The 15,379-nt window shown below is 41.4% G+C and carries 18 protein-coding genes; 16 read left to right on the top strand and 2 right to left on the bottom strand.

The annotated features are described in order from the left end of the window. Nucleotides 1-822, top strand: coding sequence for an ATP-binding cassette domain-containing protein (locus QFZ80_RS24690; RefSeq protein WP_307561582.1), 822 nt, complete (start codon nucleotides 1-3; stop codon nucleotides 820-822). Next, on the top strand, nucleotides 822-1,424 hold the full coding sequence (locus QFZ80_RS24685) for an ABC transporter ATP-binding protein (protein ID WP_307561580.1): 603 nt from the start codon (nucleotides 822-824) through the stop codon (nucleotides 1,422-1,424). The genes QFZ80_RS24690 and QFZ80_RS24685 overlap by 1 nt, the downstream gene beginning before the upstream one ends. Nucleotides 1,425-1,585: 161 nt before the next feature. Here QFZ80_RS24685 and QFZ80_RS39180 read toward each other — a convergent pair whose 3' ends face one another. Beyond that, nucleotides 1,586-1,840: a GTP-binding protein gene (locus tag QFZ80_RS39180; protein ID WP_373460435.1), complete on the bottom strand. Its 255-nt coding sequence runs from the start codon at nucleotides 1,838-1,840 to the stop codon at nucleotides 1,586-1,588. A 454-nt stretch (nucleotides 1,841-2,294) separates the two neighbouring features. Between QFZ80_RS39180 and QFZ80_RS24680 the strand changes: the two genes are divergently transcribed. From QFZ80_RS24680 to QFZ80_RS24645, 8 genes are all read left to right on the top strand, one after another. Continuing rightward, entirely contained in the window at nucleotides 2,295-2,714 is a 420-nt protein-coding gene (locus QFZ80_RS24680) for an NUDIX hydrolase (RefSeq protein WP_307561578.1), read from the top strand. A gap of 92 nt (nucleotides 2,715-2,806) precedes the next feature. Further along, nucleotides 2,807-3,250 carry an NUDIX hydrolase gene (locus tag QFZ80_RS24675; protein ID WP_307564233.1) on the top strand — a complete coding sequence of 148 codons (444 nt, stop codon included), beginning with the start codon at nucleotides 2,807-2,809 and terminating at the stop codon, nucleotides 3,248-3,250. Between the two features lie 148 nt (nucleotides 3,251-3,398). Next, nucleotides 3,399-3,671, top strand: a complete 273-nt coding sequence (locus tag QFZ80_RS24670) for a hypothetical protein (RefSeq protein WP_307561576.1) — start codon at nucleotides 3,399-3,401, stop codon at nucleotides 3,669-3,671. 490 nt (nucleotides 3,672-4,161) lie between these two features. Next, a complete protein-coding gene (locus QFZ80_RS24665; RefSeq protein WP_307561574.1) occupies nucleotides 4,162-5,046 on the top strand; it encodes a hypothetical protein in 885 nt (294 codons plus the stop codon). Nucleotides 5,047-5,243: 197 nt separating this feature from the next. Then, nucleotides 5,244-5,810, top strand: a complete 567-nt coding sequence (locus tag QFZ80_RS24660; protein WP_307561572.1) for a histidine phosphatase family protein — start codon at nucleotides 5,244-5,246, stop codon at nucleotides 5,808-5,810. A 228-nt stretch (nucleotides 5,811-6,038) separates the two neighbouring features. Then, nucleotides 6,039-6,488 (top strand): VOC family protein, encoded by a 450-nt coding sequence (locus QFZ80_RS24655; RefSeq protein WP_307561570.1) that lies wholly within the window; start codon nucleotides 6,039-6,041, stop codon nucleotides 6,486-6,488. Nucleotides 6,489-6,561: 73 nt separating this feature from the next. After that, entirely contained in the window at nucleotides 6,562-7,101 is a 540-nt protein-coding gene (locus QFZ80_RS24650; protein WP_307561568.1) for an SMI1/KNR4 family protein, read from the top strand. A 307-nt stretch (nucleotides 7,102-7,408) separates the two neighbouring features. Beyond that, nucleotides 7,409-7,876: a hypothetical protein gene (locus QFZ80_RS24645; protein ID WP_307561566.1), complete on the top strand. Its 468-nt coding sequence runs from the start codon at nucleotides 7,409-7,411 to the stop codon at nucleotides 7,874-7,876. Nucleotides 7,877-8,338: 462 nt separating this feature from the next. Here QFZ80_RS24645 and QFZ80_RS24640 read toward each other — a convergent pair whose 3' ends face one another. Beyond that, nucleotides 8,339-9,676: a cation:dicarboxylate symporter family transporter gene (locus tag QFZ80_RS24640; protein ID WP_307561564.1), complete on the bottom strand. Its 1,338-nt coding sequence runs from the start codon at nucleotides 9,674-9,676 to the stop codon at nucleotides 8,339-8,341. Between the two features lie 707 nt (nucleotides 9,677-10,383). Between QFZ80_RS24640 and sigK the strand changes: the two genes are divergently transcribed. The 6 genes from sigK (at nucleotide 10,384) to QFZ80_RS24610 (ending at nucleotide 15,378) form a co-directional block, all read left to right on the top strand. After that, nucleotides 10,384-10,920, top strand: coding sequence for an RNA polymerase sporulation sigma factor SigK (gene sigK / locus QFZ80_RS24635; RefSeq protein ID WP_307561562.1), 537 nt, complete (start codon nucleotides 10,384-10,386; stop codon nucleotides 10,918-10,920). Between the two features lie 59 nt (nucleotides 10,921-10,979). After that, nucleotides 10,980-11,654: an ABC transporter ATP-binding protein gene (locus QFZ80_RS24630; RefSeq protein WP_307561560.1), complete on the top strand. Its 675-nt coding sequence runs from the start codon at nucleotides 10,980-10,982 to the stop codon at nucleotides 11,652-11,654. A 211-nt stretch (nucleotides 11,655-11,865) separates the two neighbouring features. Further along, nucleotides 11,866-12,099, top strand: a complete 234-nt coding sequence (locus QFZ80_RS24625; RefSeq protein WP_483874734.1) for a glycoside hydrolase family 66 protein — start codon at nucleotides 11,866-11,868, stop codon at nucleotides 12,097-12,099. Nucleotides 12,100-12,298: 199 nt separating this feature from the next. Continuing rightward, nucleotides 12,299-13,309 carry a LacI family DNA-binding transcriptional regulator gene (locus tag QFZ80_RS24620; protein WP_307561558.1) on the top strand — a complete coding sequence of 337 codons (1,011 nt, stop codon included), beginning with the start codon at nucleotides 12,299-12,301 and terminating at the stop codon, nucleotides 13,307-13,309. 74 nt (nucleotides 13,310-13,383) lie between these two features. Continuing rightward, on the top strand, nucleotides 13,384-13,560 hold the full coding sequence (locus tag QFZ80_RS24615; RefSeq protein WP_307561556.1) for a hypothetical protein: 177 nt from the start codon (nucleotides 13,384-13,386) through the stop codon (nucleotides 13,558-13,560). Nucleotides 13,561-13,632: 72 nt separating this feature from the next. Next, a complete protein-coding gene (locus QFZ80_RS24610) occupies nucleotides 13,633-15,378 on the top strand; it encodes a sensor histidine kinase (protein WP_307561554.1) in 1,746 nt (581 codons plus the stop codon). Nucleotide 15,379: the final 1 nt, after the last annotated feature.

Here is a 15,379-nt window from a genome sequence, read left to right as displayed (position 1 = left end):
GTGAGTAACACACAGAAAAAACTGTTATTGCAGGTGGAAAACCTGTCCATTGGCTTCACTCAATATGTTAAGGGGACTGAGCAACGCGTGATCCGGCCTATATCCGATTTGCAGGTCGACATCCATGAAGGGGAAATCGTTGCTGTCGTAGGAGCCAGCGGCTCAGGTAAAAGCCTGCTAGCCCACGCTGTTCTAGGGATACTGCCTGGCAATGCCATTTGTGAAGGAGAAATAAGGTACCGTGGTGAAACGCTGACAGATGAACGAAAAGCGAAGCTGAGGGGGCGAGAAATTTCATTTATTCCCCAATCGGTCAATTATCTCGATCCGTTGATGACCGTGGGTAAGCAGGTTCAGATTGGCTTGGACAAAAACGAGGCGACAAGGGTACAGCAAGCTTTGTTTCAGCAGTATGGTCTGAAGAAAAGTGATGGCAAGTTATATCCCCACGAGCTTTCTGGAGGCATGCTGCGCAGAGTATTGTTTGCAACCAGCGTTCGAAAGGGGGTACGGCTGGTCATAGCCGATGAGCCCACGCCCGGGATTCACCCGGCGCTACTTGCTGAAATATTAAAGCAGTTGGAGCAGTTTGCCAAAGAAGGCGCTGGTGTCATGCTAATTACGCACGATTTGATGTCGGCATTAGAAATCGCAGACCGGGTAGCTGTAATCAGGGATGGCAGAACGATCGAAATCTCAGATGCTGAGGCTTTTGAAGGCAAGGGCGAACGCTTGAAAAATGAGTATACCCAAAGGTTGTGGAGGGCGTTGCCGCAAAATGATTTTGATTTGGAATTTCAGGGGAAGGGAGGGCTTACATAATGCCTCTAACTGGGGAAAATCTAGGTTACCATTATCAAAAGGATCGATGGATTTTTAAGGATGTAAACATTTCTGTCGCGCCAGGCGAGGTGCTTGGTTTATCCGGCTACAGCGGATGCGGTAAAACCACGTTGGCCAGAGTGTTGGCCGGGTATATCTCGCCCAAGACAGGCCGAGTAACGTTAGGAGAAAAGGATTTGGAGCAGGGGACTTTTCGTCCGGTACAATTGATTTACCAGCACCCGGAAAAGGCGATTAACCCCAAGTGGAGAATGCGTGACGTTCTGAACGAATCTTATAAGCCCTCGCAGGACATTCTGGATTCTTTCGGAATACGAGAGGAATGGTTGAACCGCTGGCCCATTGAGCTTTCCGGTGGTGAGCAGCAGCGCTTCTGCATTGTCCGGGCTCTAAATCCCGCCACAAGATATATTATTGCCGACGAGATGACCACCATGCTGGATGCTATTACCCAGGCAAAAATTTGGAATGCGTTTCTGAGCATCTGCAAAAGCAGAGACATAGGCGTTATCGTGGTCAGCCATGAGACCAGTCTTTTGAATCGGTTGTGTGATAACATTTATAAGGTAGGCGAACAGTGAAGAAACGAGTAGTGATAACTTGCATTGAACTGTTATAGTTGCCCGAAGATGAATGAGAACGTAAGGGAAGCCAAGGGGCATGCACTTCAAAGAAACATAAATGAAAAAACATAGCAAAACCCTGTCCTCATGCTTAGGACAGGGTTTTGAAGTTAATATGTCTACCCTACATACTCGATTGAAATTGACCCGTAAGTTGGTTCCATTCTTTGCTCAGTCGATTCGATGTCTAGCTCGATACCAATAAATACGACATATGGATCACCTGAATATGTACTTGGTTCACAGTTCATTCTTTTTGCCGCATATTGCATAAGTAAAATCTGGCTTTTTCCCGCGAAATTCAAATACCCTTTCGCACGGAGTAAGGAAGTGTCCCATTTTCTGAGAAAACGCTCCATTGCATCTTTAGAAATAGGTTTGGTTGGTAGGGAAGTGTCATCGTCTGAACACGAGAATAGGATTTTTCATTGTTCTCCATAGCATCGTGATGATGCTCCTCAGTGCTCTTGCCCCCAACTTTAACCTTTAAGACTCGATGTGGTTTAAAGGTTTGCTCTTTTTTCTCAAGCGGCTCGATGCCACCACAACCAGAAGCAGAACATCAATTAGACCCGGAATATGAGGATCAATACGAAGGGCACGATTCAAAAAAAGTTTTGGTATTCAAAATGAAAGAAACAAATAAAGTGTATTAGAGTGAAAATTATCAAGACCTTGGTTGAGAAAAATTTTCCGGACGGAAAAATAGCATTATTCGAGGATCGATCGTTAAGCTAACGGGCAGTAGAGCGTGGGTTGACCTTAAATTTTTTTCCACTATTTGGAGTCTAATTGAAGTAAACCAATATATCATTAGGGGGAACTATTTTGTCAAATAAGTTGATGGGTGCAGCAGCAATTATATTAGATTCAGAAAGACGCATTTTACTGGTAAAACACAGCTATGGTAAAAATAATTGGGATCTTCCAGGTGGAAAATCTGAAGAGAATGAATCAGCACAGGAAACTGCAAAAAGAGAAGTGCTGGAAGAAACAGGGCTTAAAGTTGAAGTTGGGCAATTAACTGGAATTTACTATGACCCAAACTATGACATGCATCATTTTGTTTTCATTTCAAATTACGAAAATAATCAAGAACCTGAGCCAAGTTCACCTGAGATTTTGGAGTGCAGATATTGCTCGATCGATGATCTACCAAAGCCAATTAGTGATTTCACTTATAAACGAATACAGGATGCTTTAAAGCATGACAGACAGCATCTATTCCACACTATAGGACCGAGATAGTGGATTGAATAATCTTTGCCTAATAAGCGTTCATCTAACGTAGAACAATAGTGGAGGAATTGCCAAACAAATATTGGAAAGGGCGTTTTTTATTGGGTTATATAATGGAACTCAGAAAGTTAGTCGGTTCAAGACCACTTATTAATACTGGAGCCTGCGTTCTATTGTGCAGTAATCAAAGACTGTTATTACAACGTAGAACGGATAACGGTTTATGGGGACTGCCTGGTGGTTCTATGGAACCTGGGGAAACTTTAGAAGAGGTTGCAAAAAGGGAACTTTTTGAGGAAACAGGATTGGAAGCCAGGAGCCTTGAATTGTTTAACATATTCTCTGGAAAAGACCTGTACTATAAATATCCTCATGGTGATGAAGTATATAATGTTGTGTCCGCCTACGTATGCTCTGATTTTGATGGAGTTCTTAAAGGCGATGGAGTCGAAGTGCAAGAATTACGGTTTTTTAGCTTTGATGAGATGCCAATTGAGTTGTCACCTCCAGACAAACCAATAATTAATGAATTCCTCAAACGATGAGTTAAATAATGAAAGACGTTACTAAACTAACGGAGAACTATAATTCAGGAGCTGCATTAAAGCACCTCCTTCTTGTTTTCATCGAAGTAAACGGGCAGGTTAGGCTAGTGATTGTTAATTTCAAAAGATATGGAAGGGGCAAAAGTGATTGAATAGATACAACTTTATCTCCAAGGAAGAGTCTTATTGTATCTGTGAATTAATAAAAGAAGTAATGATGAATGAGTTCAGGATAACTGAAGATGAAGCGGTAGGGAGAATGAATGAACTATGGGGTAGTTACTCAAGCCCAATTGATGAAGATGAGTATTTCCTTACTTATGAAAGCACAAAGGACTGGGCATACATCGTTTACTATGGTAATGACTCCCAGTGGTGGAAAAAAAGCAAAACAGAATTAACGCCACGTCCATATCCTTGAGGAACCCAATATCGTCAATGAAACATTGAGCTAACGGAGAACGATAGCTTGATTGAGCACTAAGGGAAGTTTGTCAGAACGAACGGCTGCCTTTTCTCAACTAACTCAGTAAGCTCAATAGTTCCATGTTTATTTTAGTGTGGGTTATGCAGCATCGTTCTACTATTTGTAATAGGTTATTTATAATAAAGGAGATTGTTATGACAGCTAAATTGCTTGAGCTACTTGTATGTCTTATGTTGGGTTTTTTTACGGGAATATTGATGAGTGGGAATGGCACTCATATTCAAGAAAGTGGAGTTCAAATTATACTCGGATGTATTCTTTGGATCTTGATTTTTGCTTATTTCAAAAGGAAATAAACTCGTATTTATTACGCTAACGGAGAACGATAGAGGAATGAATCAAAAGTATAAGGACTATGATAAAGTGAAACATCTCCGGGATGCTGAAGAGTCTATGCTTTAGAATATTGTTAAAGGGGAATCTGATGAAAAACTACCAGGAAGCATTACAATTTAAAAAAACTAGCTTGGGCTATCACCACAAACGAGCAGAAGAAGCAAAGCACAATATGAATCTTGAAAACATACATATTTTTATAAGTGAATTCTGTTCCATGATGGAAGCGATAAGTAGTTGCATTCATATCTCCAGAGACTTAGCATACAAGCAAAGTCCTGTGGAAATAAGATCATTTTATAAGTCTTTAGATGAGAACACGTTATCTGAGTTGAGTTTTATCGAACAATTTGTTATCGCAAATCGGATCAATAATGTCTTTACTGTAACAGATAATTTAAATATAAAAATTAAACCAATAGCTAGAAAGAGAGAGCGTGGTTACTACAAAGAGAGAGGGGTAATCCCATACATGGCGGAAGTTATACCCTTTTCAGAAAAAATAATCAATGATTATATGAATATCTATTTTGAAGGATCCAGTCATTATGATCAATCTTGGAGGATTATTGATGTGAATCGTGCATCTTTTTCATGTACGGAGTGTGGTGAGATGGTAACAGATCTTTTAAGCCACATTGGAAATCTAAGTAGCATTTTATTAAAAGAAAAAGAGAATTATCTACCGAGGAGAACGTACGTTTATGGTCACGAAATTATCAAAGCTGAATTACTTCCTTGGATGGGCGTCAATGAAATTAGAGAGGATGAATTAATTATTCCGATCGATGGCTTGTATGGAAACACAAGAAAAGAGCCGGCAATCGGTTGTTGTGGTCCTGATTCATCTACATTAAATGTCCTTTGTAGAAATGGACATCCTGTAGGGAGCGAAGCTGCTGATTGTTATATGCCTCATTTTATAAGATTGCCCTTGAGCAAGATTAAGAGGTATGAAATAATTGATGGTTAAGCTAACGAGGAACGTTAGTTAACAAATCAGGGAGCAGAACGCCGCGGCTGGCAGTTACTCCTCTTTTTAATTGACGGAGGATAGTTCAATTGTTTCTCGAATATTTTCTGAGTTGGATAATTTTATAAACTTTGTGAATATAACGTTATGTGAACTCACAGTGTGATATTTAATGAAAGCATTTAAAGGAGCCCTGTATGAAGACAATTATCTATATGGTTAGGCATGGAGAATCACCATACAATGAAGGAAATGAAAGAACAAGAGGGCTTACCCCAAAAGGAAAGATCGATATTGAAAAAGCAACGAAATTACTTATAGGTGAAGGAATTGACATGATTATATCAAGTCCTTATACTCGAGCAATTCTTAGTGTTGAGGGATTGGCCGAGCACTTAAAGTTAGATATTAATGTATTTGAAGATCTTAGAGAACGTCATTTTGCATCTAATATTATTGAAAGTGCAGAGTTAATGTCTAGTATCAGAGAGAGTTTTAATGACCTTAATCATACCTTGCCGGGTGGAGAGTCTAATGCTGATTGCCAGAAAAGAGCAATCTCAGTTCTAAAACCCATATTAAAAGAGCACAGAGGGAAGAAAATAGCAATCGGGACTCATGGTCTTGTAATGACTTTGATGATGAATCATTTTGATCCAGCTTTTGGCTTAGATTTTTTGAACCAATTAAAGAAACCTGATATCTATAAAATGCAATTCGAGGAATTAGAATTAGAAGAAGTAACAAGAATGTGGAATGATTAGATTTTATAAGGTTTATTGAAGAGGACTGTGACATCATATAACACCAGCATTAGGGCTATACCCCCTCGGTCTGGCCGAGGGATCTCGGAATTACGCTAACGGAAACGTTAGCTGAATAAGACCCTGCAGCAACTGAATAACTTTATGACAGAGACGCTTAGACATAAACTTAATTGAGGACAGCTTTAAATAGAGATGATGACTTTTAATTCATAAGGAGATAAAACTATGACAAAAAATAAATTACTACGAATGGACAACGTCCTTATCGTCGTTGACGACCTCGAAGACGTTAAAGCCTTCTTTCTCCAACTCGGATTCGAGTTGGAGGGCGAAACGACCGTCGAGGGCTCCTCCGTAGATCGTCTCATTGGCCTTCAGAACGTCCATGCTACCCTCGTGTTTATGCGCACTCCGGACGGCCACGGACGGATCGAGCTGGACAAGTTCCACACGCCGGATGCGATCAGAACTGGGCCGGAGAAGGCTCCGGTGAACGAACTCGGGATCCGCCGCATCATGTTCGCCGTCGATGACATCGATGACGTGGTCGCGCGCCTGCTTGCCCATGGCGCCGAACTGGTCGGCGAAGTGGTGCAATACGGGGACACGAATCGACTCGCCTACATCCGCGGTCCCGAAGGCATCATCGTCGGATTGAGCGAGCAGCTCAAGTAATAAATCGGTAACTGTTACGCTAACTGGGAACGATAGTGCAATAAAATACCAATGAGAGGCTGCTGACGTCTAAATGAATCAAATGGTTTATAAGACATTAATGAGCTTGAAAGAGCATATAGAAAAATCACCAACAATATATTTCCAACGTGGATCAGGGCACTTACAGCCCTGTTCTTTTTCCTTTTATAAACCAACATTAGAGACACACATTATGAATTTTGTTAAGGAGACGGGGTACTATTTACCGGAGAGTTACAAAGATTTTCTAATGGTTAATGATGGTGCAATCTTGTTTAATGATATTTCTGAATACGCAAATGGTGCTTGGAATATTTTTGGTTTAGAGGACATTATGGATTATATGGTTAAAAAAGAAGCTCCTGAGGACTTGTATGTTATTGCTAAGTATGATTCAATTCTTATCTATATTGATTCGTCTAGAGTAAAAAAAGGAAGAGAAGATTATATTTTTGTTGGATCGACTTATGTTCCTGATGCAGAAGACATCGTCCTAAACTTTGAATTATGGTTTGAACGTCTAGTTGTATCACAAGGCTCTTTCTTCTGGGATTGGAATATATTAAACGCACTTAACTACAAAAGTGAATAAATAAAACTAAATATCTTTTGAATAGTGATTTCCAGTACAATCGAACATAACTATCCCTAGGGATTTTAAGTGCAGTTACTAAGTTGACGAGGAACTTTAGTTCAATAAACAAACAGGGAGCAGCGGCCACGGCTGCTGCTCCCTGTTTTCTTTCAAGAACGGGAGTTTACCACAACTTTACAGATTTTGGAACGTAAAATGTAAAGCGAGAATTCACGAATATGTAAAATATTGAAGTGTTTACGAAGTTCGAAAATATGACGTTATGCTCAAACCTGAAAATAAGATAATAAGAAAGAGGGGACTCATGATGAATATACTATCTGTTGAAATATTGAAAAGTAAATATGTTAGTGTTGAACATCCAACAATATTAGTTGATGGAGTCTCACTCGATTTATTACTTCATAATCTATATCCGGACAACTTATATTTAGGTTTAATTCCTACAATTACTGACTGGATTCACTTGAAGGAAGAAGTTGAATTAGTGATTAGCCGTTTTTATTCGAATCAAGAGAAAGTTATATTGCCAATCCTAATGTGTCCCGACGACTGTGATTTAATCTGTACGATAATAGTTGCAGAAGTGATAACCACAGATAATCAAGTAATATGGCATCGGCTTGGAGTAGATTCAAGTAAATTAGGGATACCCTATAATTATGAACTAATTGGGACTGAAGTTAAGTGGTTAGATTTAGTGCCTGAAATGAAATTTAATAGGAAAATTTACATTGAGAATCTCAAGTCTATATATAGACCAATAGATTGACTTTTCAGTTCGATAGTAATTTCAGAGAAGCCAGGTATTGCGCATAACACAGTATTTACGCTACAGGGATAAAGCCCCTTGGTCTGCTCGGGGCATTTCGAATTAAACTAACGAGGAACGATAGCTTCATAAAGACTAGTTTAAAAGGGAGTTGTGTGTTATATGCAAAAAGCAATAATTGTTAGTTATTTGACCGACAAAAGGAATAATTTAGAAGAACTAAATGAATTGTTGTCTCAGGGATGGAAAGTAGTTAGTCAAAGTTCTATGGGAGGTGGAGGAGTGAATACGGTCTATTCCCTCGTAATACTAGAAAAATAGCTATTCTGCTAACGGAAAACGATAGTTAAATTACAAATAGGCTACCGGCAATATGCGGCAGCCTATTGAACGGGCAGATTAGCGGAAATTACTTAAAGTGAAATTATTACATGTTCAAAGGACTCCGTTAGTAATTTGATTTTAAGCATTTAATTGCTGTTTATTCGCAGCTAAAACGTTATTTTCAACCGAAGTATATGGAAGACTGCCATCGAGGGCGCTTTTCGCGCGATTATGGTCAAGCAAACCTTCCCAACGTGCAATGACGAAGGTGGCAACAGCGTAGCCGATAATATTCACTGTCGTACGATAATTGCCCATGAATCGGTCCGGTGCAAGCATTAGAGCAACTGCTGCCATAGAGATCGAACCTGTTGCCGCCGCAGTCGCTGACAGTGCCACAAATGCAGAACCCGGTATACCAGCCATCCCCTTGGACGTTAACAAAAGGACTCCCAGAATCATAAGCTGTTCGACAAGACTCAATTCGACGCCGGTCGCTTGGGCAAGAAATATCAGAGCGAGTGATAAATAGATTGACGCCCCGTCTAGGTTGAATGAATATCCGGTCGGAACAACCAGACCGACAACAGCTCGGTTGCAGCCGGCATGTTCAAATTTATTCATGAGCTGCGGCATTGCTGCTTCCGTCGAACCTGTTGCAAACGCGAGAATGATCTCCTCTCGAATGTAGAGGATTAACTTCCAAAGGCTGATGCCAACGAATATTCGTGTGATGATAGCTAACACAAAGAGGAATGCAAGACAAGCGATCGTCATGGCCACAAAGAGTTTACCGAACGACACGAGTGTGGTAACCCCATACTGACTAACAGCGAACGCCATCGCGCCGAATGTCGCTATAGCCGTAAGCTTCATGATATAGCCCATAATTTGAAACACGACTTTATTGAAATGCTCTAGAAGATCGACAACAACCTCCGCTGTTCGTCCGCCTACATGGATAAGCGCAAAACCGAAGAAGCAGGAGACGAGCAGTACCTGCAGCATTGTATTATTCGCAAACGCTGAGACGGCACTATCCGGGATGATATTCAGGAAAAATTGCGCTCCGCTTGGAAGTGTAGAACTCTTAGTGACATTATTGACAGCTTCCGTTGTCAAGGTTCCAGGATCGATGTTCATTCCCGCGCCGGGATTGAATAAGTTCGCCACTACCATGCCTATGATTAGGGCAAAGGTTGTAATAACTTCGAAATAAAGGAGGGTTTTTCCGCCTATCCTACCAACTGATTTGATGTCGCCGACCTTCGCAATACCAACGACGACAACACCAAAAACAAGCGGTGAAATGATCATTTTGATAAGCTTGATGAAACCGTCGCCGACTGGTTTAAGCGTGACACCAATTGTCGGCCAAAGATAACCGACTAAAATACCCCCGATGATTGAAACCATAATCTGAAAAAAAAGGCCTTGATAAAAAGGTTTCTTTAGAGTTGCCGTTTTTGGATTCACTATGCATCCTCTTTTCTTCATTTTTTTGATATCAATAGACCTAATGTAATATTTCTTTTCTACTCTGTTCATTATTTTATGTTAACTTATATTACATGAATAGTTTATTTTTATAACATTGTTTGAAAATACAAAATAAGAATCCCCCGTTGTTAACACTGCATAACTGCCGACATCATTGAGATGAACATAATTATGTCCAATCCTCAAAGTAGTCTTTATGTTGTGTTGTTATTTGAATGAGGGGAGGGACAGGAATGTAATAATGTTCTTGTCATCAGTTGTCGGGTGACAAGAAAATAGTCCGATTAATAACCGCCTAAATGGTCTTACCCCCGTCAAGTAGACAGTCAAAAAAGTCGGATTATGCAACGACCGTTTCCTGGTACTCAACCGGGGGACGGTTATTTAGTTTTTTGAAATCTGTTGTGGTTGTAAAACTCTATGTATTCTTTAATCGCTATAAGTATTTGGATTAATACACGGAGACCTGAACCCATCTAATATCCATGTTATTACTTAGAAAGAGCAAAGATATTTTAGACATGTTGGAAGCAGAAGGAAGTTCAGAAGGGAAAAAGAGAGAAGTTGTTATTAACGCAATAGATATATTGATTTCTAATGGACAGATCTTTCAACTAACGGAGAACGATAGTTCAATGGGGAACGATTAGCCCGATAGGCTCTTCTGAGCTATCGGGTTATTTATGATTTTTACGTTGCTTCGAGTACACAACCTCAAAAAATTCGACAATACAGGAGAAGATTTGGAGGATTTGATCTCGATTGGGACGATTGGATTGATTAAAGCGATCGAGTCGTTCTCGCCGAACAAAGGGACCAAGCTGGCGACTTTTGCGGCACGTTGTATCGAGAATGAGATCCTGATGCATCTGCGCTCATTGAAGAAAACGCGAAAAGATGTATCACTGCATGATCCCATTGGTACGGATAAAGAGGGGAACGAAATTACGTTGATCGACATCCTCGGCACGGAGGCCGATGATGTAGTGGATAAGGTCCAGCTCAAGATAGAGAAGAGCAAAATCTATCGCAATCTGGAGATATTGGATGATCGGGAGAAAGAAGTCGTGGTTGGGCGGTTTGGACTAGAGCTTGGCGGGGAAGAGCGGACACAGCGGGAGATTGCGAAGGAGCTGGGTATCAGCAGGTCTTATGTGTCTCGGATTGAGAAGCGGGCTCTGATGAAGCTGTATCATGAGTTTTATAAGGCGAAGCGGTAAGGTTACGAATCGGATTCTTCATTTATTTGGAACCTGTGCAAGTAATGGAGGTGAAGGTTATGACGTTAATCCATATCGAGAATGCTAGTAAGTATTATACAATGGGCGAGGAAACGATTAAAGCATTAGATGATGTCTCGTTAGATATTGATCATGGAGAGTTCGTGGCCATCATGGGACCATCGGGTTCCGGCAAATCCACACTGATGAACATCATCGGGTGCTTGGATATTGTAGATAAAGGTATTTATGACCTAGATGGTCAAGCAATAAACGTGCTTAAGGATTCTCAGCTTGCTGAGATTCGTAATCAGAAGATTGGCTTTGTTTTTCAGAGTTTTAACCTGCTACCGAGATTAAGTGCCTATGAGAATGTGGAGTTGCCTTTGATCTATCGGGGGATGAGCAAAAAGGAAAGAGATCCACTCGTTTTGCATGCACTGGAATCGGTGGATTTATTGGATCGCAGGAAGCACTTTCCATCGGAGTTGTCTGGCGGGCAGCAGCAACGTGTTGCTATAGCGCGAACGTTGGCAGGAGATCCTCCCATCATTTTGGCGGATGAACCTACGGGAGCGTTGGATTCGAAGACAGGTGCGGAGATTTTAAACATTTTAAAGAGATTAAATGCACAAGGTCGGACGATTATTTTGATTACGCATGACTTATTTATTGCCCAGCAGGCGAAGCGGGTTGTGCGGTTTCGGGATGGGCGGTTGAATGAAGTTGTTTAATGTTTATTAGACCGGAGCTCCAAACAAGGGGTTCCGGTCTGTTTTATTTTCTTTGAGTTATGAAAAATTTCAAAAAATGAGCTGACTTGAGAAAATGTATCTGCACTGCTGCTCTCCGCTGTTATTTTTCCCTATGGTGCTTATCATCTGCTGTTAGGTGAGACCAACGGCGTTCTGACTCATGTGCAGGGCGATAATTTGGAGTACGTGTTTGACAATGCATCTATTTCCACGTATGGAGAGCCAGACAAAGTATGGGTTGTTGTCAGGGAAAACGAGTCGCATAGGCTCATCAGTTAAGCATGTATTCGCAGTTAGCCCGGATATCGAGATGGGCAGATCGCAAGATTTAGCGTATATAATCGAGGACGGTGAGCGCGGTTTAAAGCTTTTAGTTACCGTTCCTAAGCTTTATGTGTGGAGTCTGTTGGTGATTGAGCTGTAGCAAAATGAAATAATAATCAGTCGATGCGCTTGCAGATTTGGAGGCGGTCAATCGATGGATTGCATCATGAAAGTAGTCAACGTAGCTACCCTTTGGAAGCATTCTATATAAATATTGACAGCCTTCGTCAAAATAATTATGATCAATTTATGTTAAACGTTTACGTAAATTAATATTTTTAAAGAAGGTAGTCTCTAATATGAATCCTCCGACAATAAAAGATGTAGCCAAGGCTGCTGATGTATCTGTCGCAACGGTTTCCCGGGTGCTTCATAATTTGGCGGGATATTCAGAAAAGACAAAACAAAAGGTTATGCATGCGGTGGAAGAATTGGGGTACCAGCCTAATGCGATTGCCAGAGGGCTAATTAACAAAAGGACTCAGACTATTGGTGTTCTGTTTCCGAATGTGTCTAGTAGCTTTTCATCAGACATTCTTCACGGCATTGAGGAAGTTGCTCACGAGAAAGGTTTCAGTGTTATTGTGTGTAACACGGCTGAAGATGGTAAACGGACATTGAAGTATCTGCAGGTGCTTCGAGAGAAGCAGGTGGATGGGATTGTCTTCACGAGTGAAGTTCTTAAGGATGAGTATTATCAAGCGATTAAAGAAATGAGAGTTCCAGTCGTACTCGTGAATACGATGTCACAAAAGTACATGATTCCTTACGTCAAGGTCGATGATCGTCAAGCTGCCTATCAGGCAACAGACTATCTCATTCAGAAAGGTCACCGTAAAATCGCCATGATCGGAGGCACGCCTAGGGACCAAATAGCGGGTATCCCACGTTTGGATGGTTACCGGCAGGCTCTGAATGATAATGGAATAGAGTATGTCGAGTCACGAGTTGCCTATGGGAATTTTTCGATAGAAAGCGGCAGAGAAGCAATGGAAAAACTGTTGGTAGAAGCCCCTCCATTTACGGCTTTGTTCGCAGCAAGTGATGAGATGGCCATCGGAGCGATGGGGATTGCCATGGAAAAAGGCTTGAAAATCCCGGATGATATTTCGATAATTGGGTATGATGATCTCAGTTTGGCTAGCATGGTATTTCCGCCGCTAACCACAATTCATCAGCCTCTAACCACGATGGGGCGCCTTGCATCAGAAAAACTGATTAGTCTAATCGAAGAAGATTCGGATAAAGTGTCCAGCAGCATTGTGAGTCATCATCTTGTGGAAAGACAAACGGTTCGTCAGAAGCTTTGAGATAGGCTTCTTTTTCTGAAAGGTTAGTAAACGTTTACTCTATTATACGGAGATCAATGCCGAGGAAGCGCAGAATGACCCGGATTCTGTTCGAGGCGCCAGTGACCTTTGAGATTCCAGCTTTGGTTGCATATACGTCGAGCAAACAGTTCATAGGCAACTATGAAGCAAAGGATGACTGGGGTCTTCGCCATTTGGAGCTACGCCCTTACGAAGCCAAGTATTCAATCTTAAGTGAGAGGATGTTTTGAAAAGCCCACACTATAAAAGTATGGGTTTTTCTTTGTTTAACCTCTTAAAAATCATGCTGCGGGGGGGTTAAGATGAAAATAAAAACGAATACGCTTGGTTCCCGTTTCATTATTCTTTTTTCTGCGGTCACGCTTCCCCTCTTGCTATTTCTCTTCGCGGCAGGTCATTATGCCAAAGACGTCGTACTGACGCAGGTTGCCAATTCCTATCAGAATTTGGTCAATTCTAACCTCGATATGATCGACAGGAGTTTGGATGATATTACCAACAACATGGTGTCTATCGTTGATCATGATGAGAATTTTCAGAAGTTCGGACGGACCGGTTTATCGGATTCCGAATATTATTTTGCTCAGATGGAGCTAATTCAGAAAAGTCAGATTTATCGCTCTTATTACCATACGGTAGATATGTTCTATGTTTATTCCAGGTCCAACGATTTGTTGGTTACAACCAACATTATCGGCACAACGGAACATCATATGGACCAGGTAAGGGAATGGATAACGGATTCCCTTCGTCGTCCTGAAGCGCTTAAGTCCTCCATGTATGAATGGTCCGTCATCCGTATTGGTGATCAATATTTCTTACACCGGGTGGTTAGTGATGGTCTAAGCAACAATGCCTATATAGGAGCCTTGATTAATGTCAATACGTTAAAGATACCTCTGGGGAATCTCAACCTTAGGGAAGGAGGGGATGTTCTGTTCGTCGGCGAGGGCGGAACCGTTCTGTCCGACCTGTCTCCACCGTTGAGTACGGAATTCAGGCTTCCGGCTGACAAATTGACAATGAATACGTCCTTTTCATTCTCAGACGGCCAAAGGAAGCTTTTCGTCATCACCAGCCGTTCCCCAAAAAGCAAAATCAACATGGCTGTTGTCCTTCCGAATTCAGAGGTGCTGAGGGGATTGAATAATTTTCAAATCATCATCAACTTGCTGCCGCTGTTTGTGCTCGCCATTCTCCTTTTTTATTTGTTTATGCTCCGCAGAATCATATATAATCCCATTCTTCAATTGCTGGGAGCCATACGTCGGATTAGAGAGGGGCATTTGGAAGCAAAGCTGCCGAACTCGCAAATAAGTGAATTCGAAACCATCAATCATACCTTTAACAGTATGGTCGAAGAAATTAAGGATCTGAAGATCGATATATACGAAGAGCGGTTGAATGCGAAAAAGGCGGAGCTGAAACACCTGCAAACTCAGATTAATCCCCATTTTTTTCTGAATACCTTGAATATCATCTTTCAGTTGGCGGATTTGAAGCGGTATGAATTGGTGAAGAAAACGGTGCGCCATATGGTGCAATACTTCCGTTTTATGCTTAGCACGACAAAAGATACGATAACGCTCTCCCAGGAGCTGGAGCATATTCGCAATTACTTGGAAATTCAGAAGATGCGTTACCAGGAATCGTTCGCTTTTGAGATCAGGATTCCAGAGGAACTGCTTAACGCACGTATCCCATCCCTGATCGTTCAACCGTTTGTGGAGAATGCGATGATTCATGGCATGAGTGTCAAAACCGAGCCTTTTGTTCTGCAAATCCAAGTGAATCGATTGGAAGACACCCAGGGTAAGATTTGTATTGAAGTTCGGGATAATGGGAAGGGGATTGCTCCAGGGATGTTGGAGGAGTTAACCTCCGAGAGTTATGCTCCGGCTTCGGAAGACAATAATATCGGCATATGGAATGTAAAAAGACGGGTGGCCATTCGCTACGGAGACTCTGCACAAATCACCTTCTACCATAACGAACCCAAAGGATTTGGGGTTCAACTATATCTGCCGATAGATTACACGAAGGAGTGAG

It is taken from the genome of Paenibacillus sp. V4I7, from assembly GCF_030817275.1.
Taxonomy (GTDB): Bacteria; Bacillota; Bacilli; order Paenibacillales; family NBRC-103111; genus Paenibacillus_E.
Note: the sequence above shows the minus strand (reverse complement) of the source record. Positions and strands in the feature narration are given on the sequence as shown.

What these genes read in the sequence shown, in the direction of transcription:
- QFZ80_RS24620 (WP_307561558.1), top strand. Translation starts at nt 12,299, where the DNA reads ATGAATCCTCCGACAATAAAAGATGTAGCCAAGGCTGCTGATGTATCT.
- QFZ80_RS24645 (WP_307561566.1), top strand. Translation starts at nt 7,409, where the DNA reads ATGATGAATATACTATCTGTTGAAATATTGAAAAGTAAATATGTTAGT.
- QFZ80_RS24685 (WP_307561580.1), top strand. Translation starts at nt 822, where the DNA reads ATGCCTCTAACTGGGGAAAATCTAGGTTACCATTATCAAAAGGATCGA.
- QFZ80_RS24660 (WP_307561572.1), top strand. Translation starts at nt 5,244, where the DNA reads ATGAAGACAATTATCTATATGGTTAGGCATGGAGAATCACCATACAAT.
- QFZ80_RS24650 (WP_307561568.1), top strand. Translation starts at nt 6,562, where the DNA reads ATGAATCAAATGGTTTATAAGACATTAATGAGCTTGAAAGAGCATATA.
- sigK (WP_307561562.1), top strand. Translation starts at nt 10,384, where the DNA reads ATGATTTTTACGTTGCTTCGAGTACACAACCTCAAAAAATTCGACAAT.
- QFZ80_RS24610 (WP_307561554.1), top strand. Translation starts at nt 13,633, where the DNA reads ATGAAAATAAAAACGAATACGCTTGGTTCCCGTTTCATTATTCTTTTT.
- QFZ80_RS24655 (WP_307561570.1), top strand. Translation starts at nt 6,039, where the DNA reads ATGACAAAAAATAAATTACTACGAATGGACAACGTCCTTATCGTCGTT.
- QFZ80_RS24665 (WP_307561574.1), top strand. Translation starts at nt 4,162, where the DNA reads ATGAAAAACTACCAGGAAGCATTACAATTTAAAAAAACTAGCTTGGGC.
- QFZ80_RS24615 (WP_307561556.1), top strand. Translation starts at nt 13,384, where the DNA reads ATGACCCGGATTCTGTTCGAGGCGCCAGTGACCTTTGAGATTCCAGCT.
- QFZ80_RS24630 (WP_307561560.1), top strand. Translation starts at nt 10,980, where the DNA reads ATGACGTTAATCCATATCGAGAATGCTAGTAAGTATTATACAATGGGC.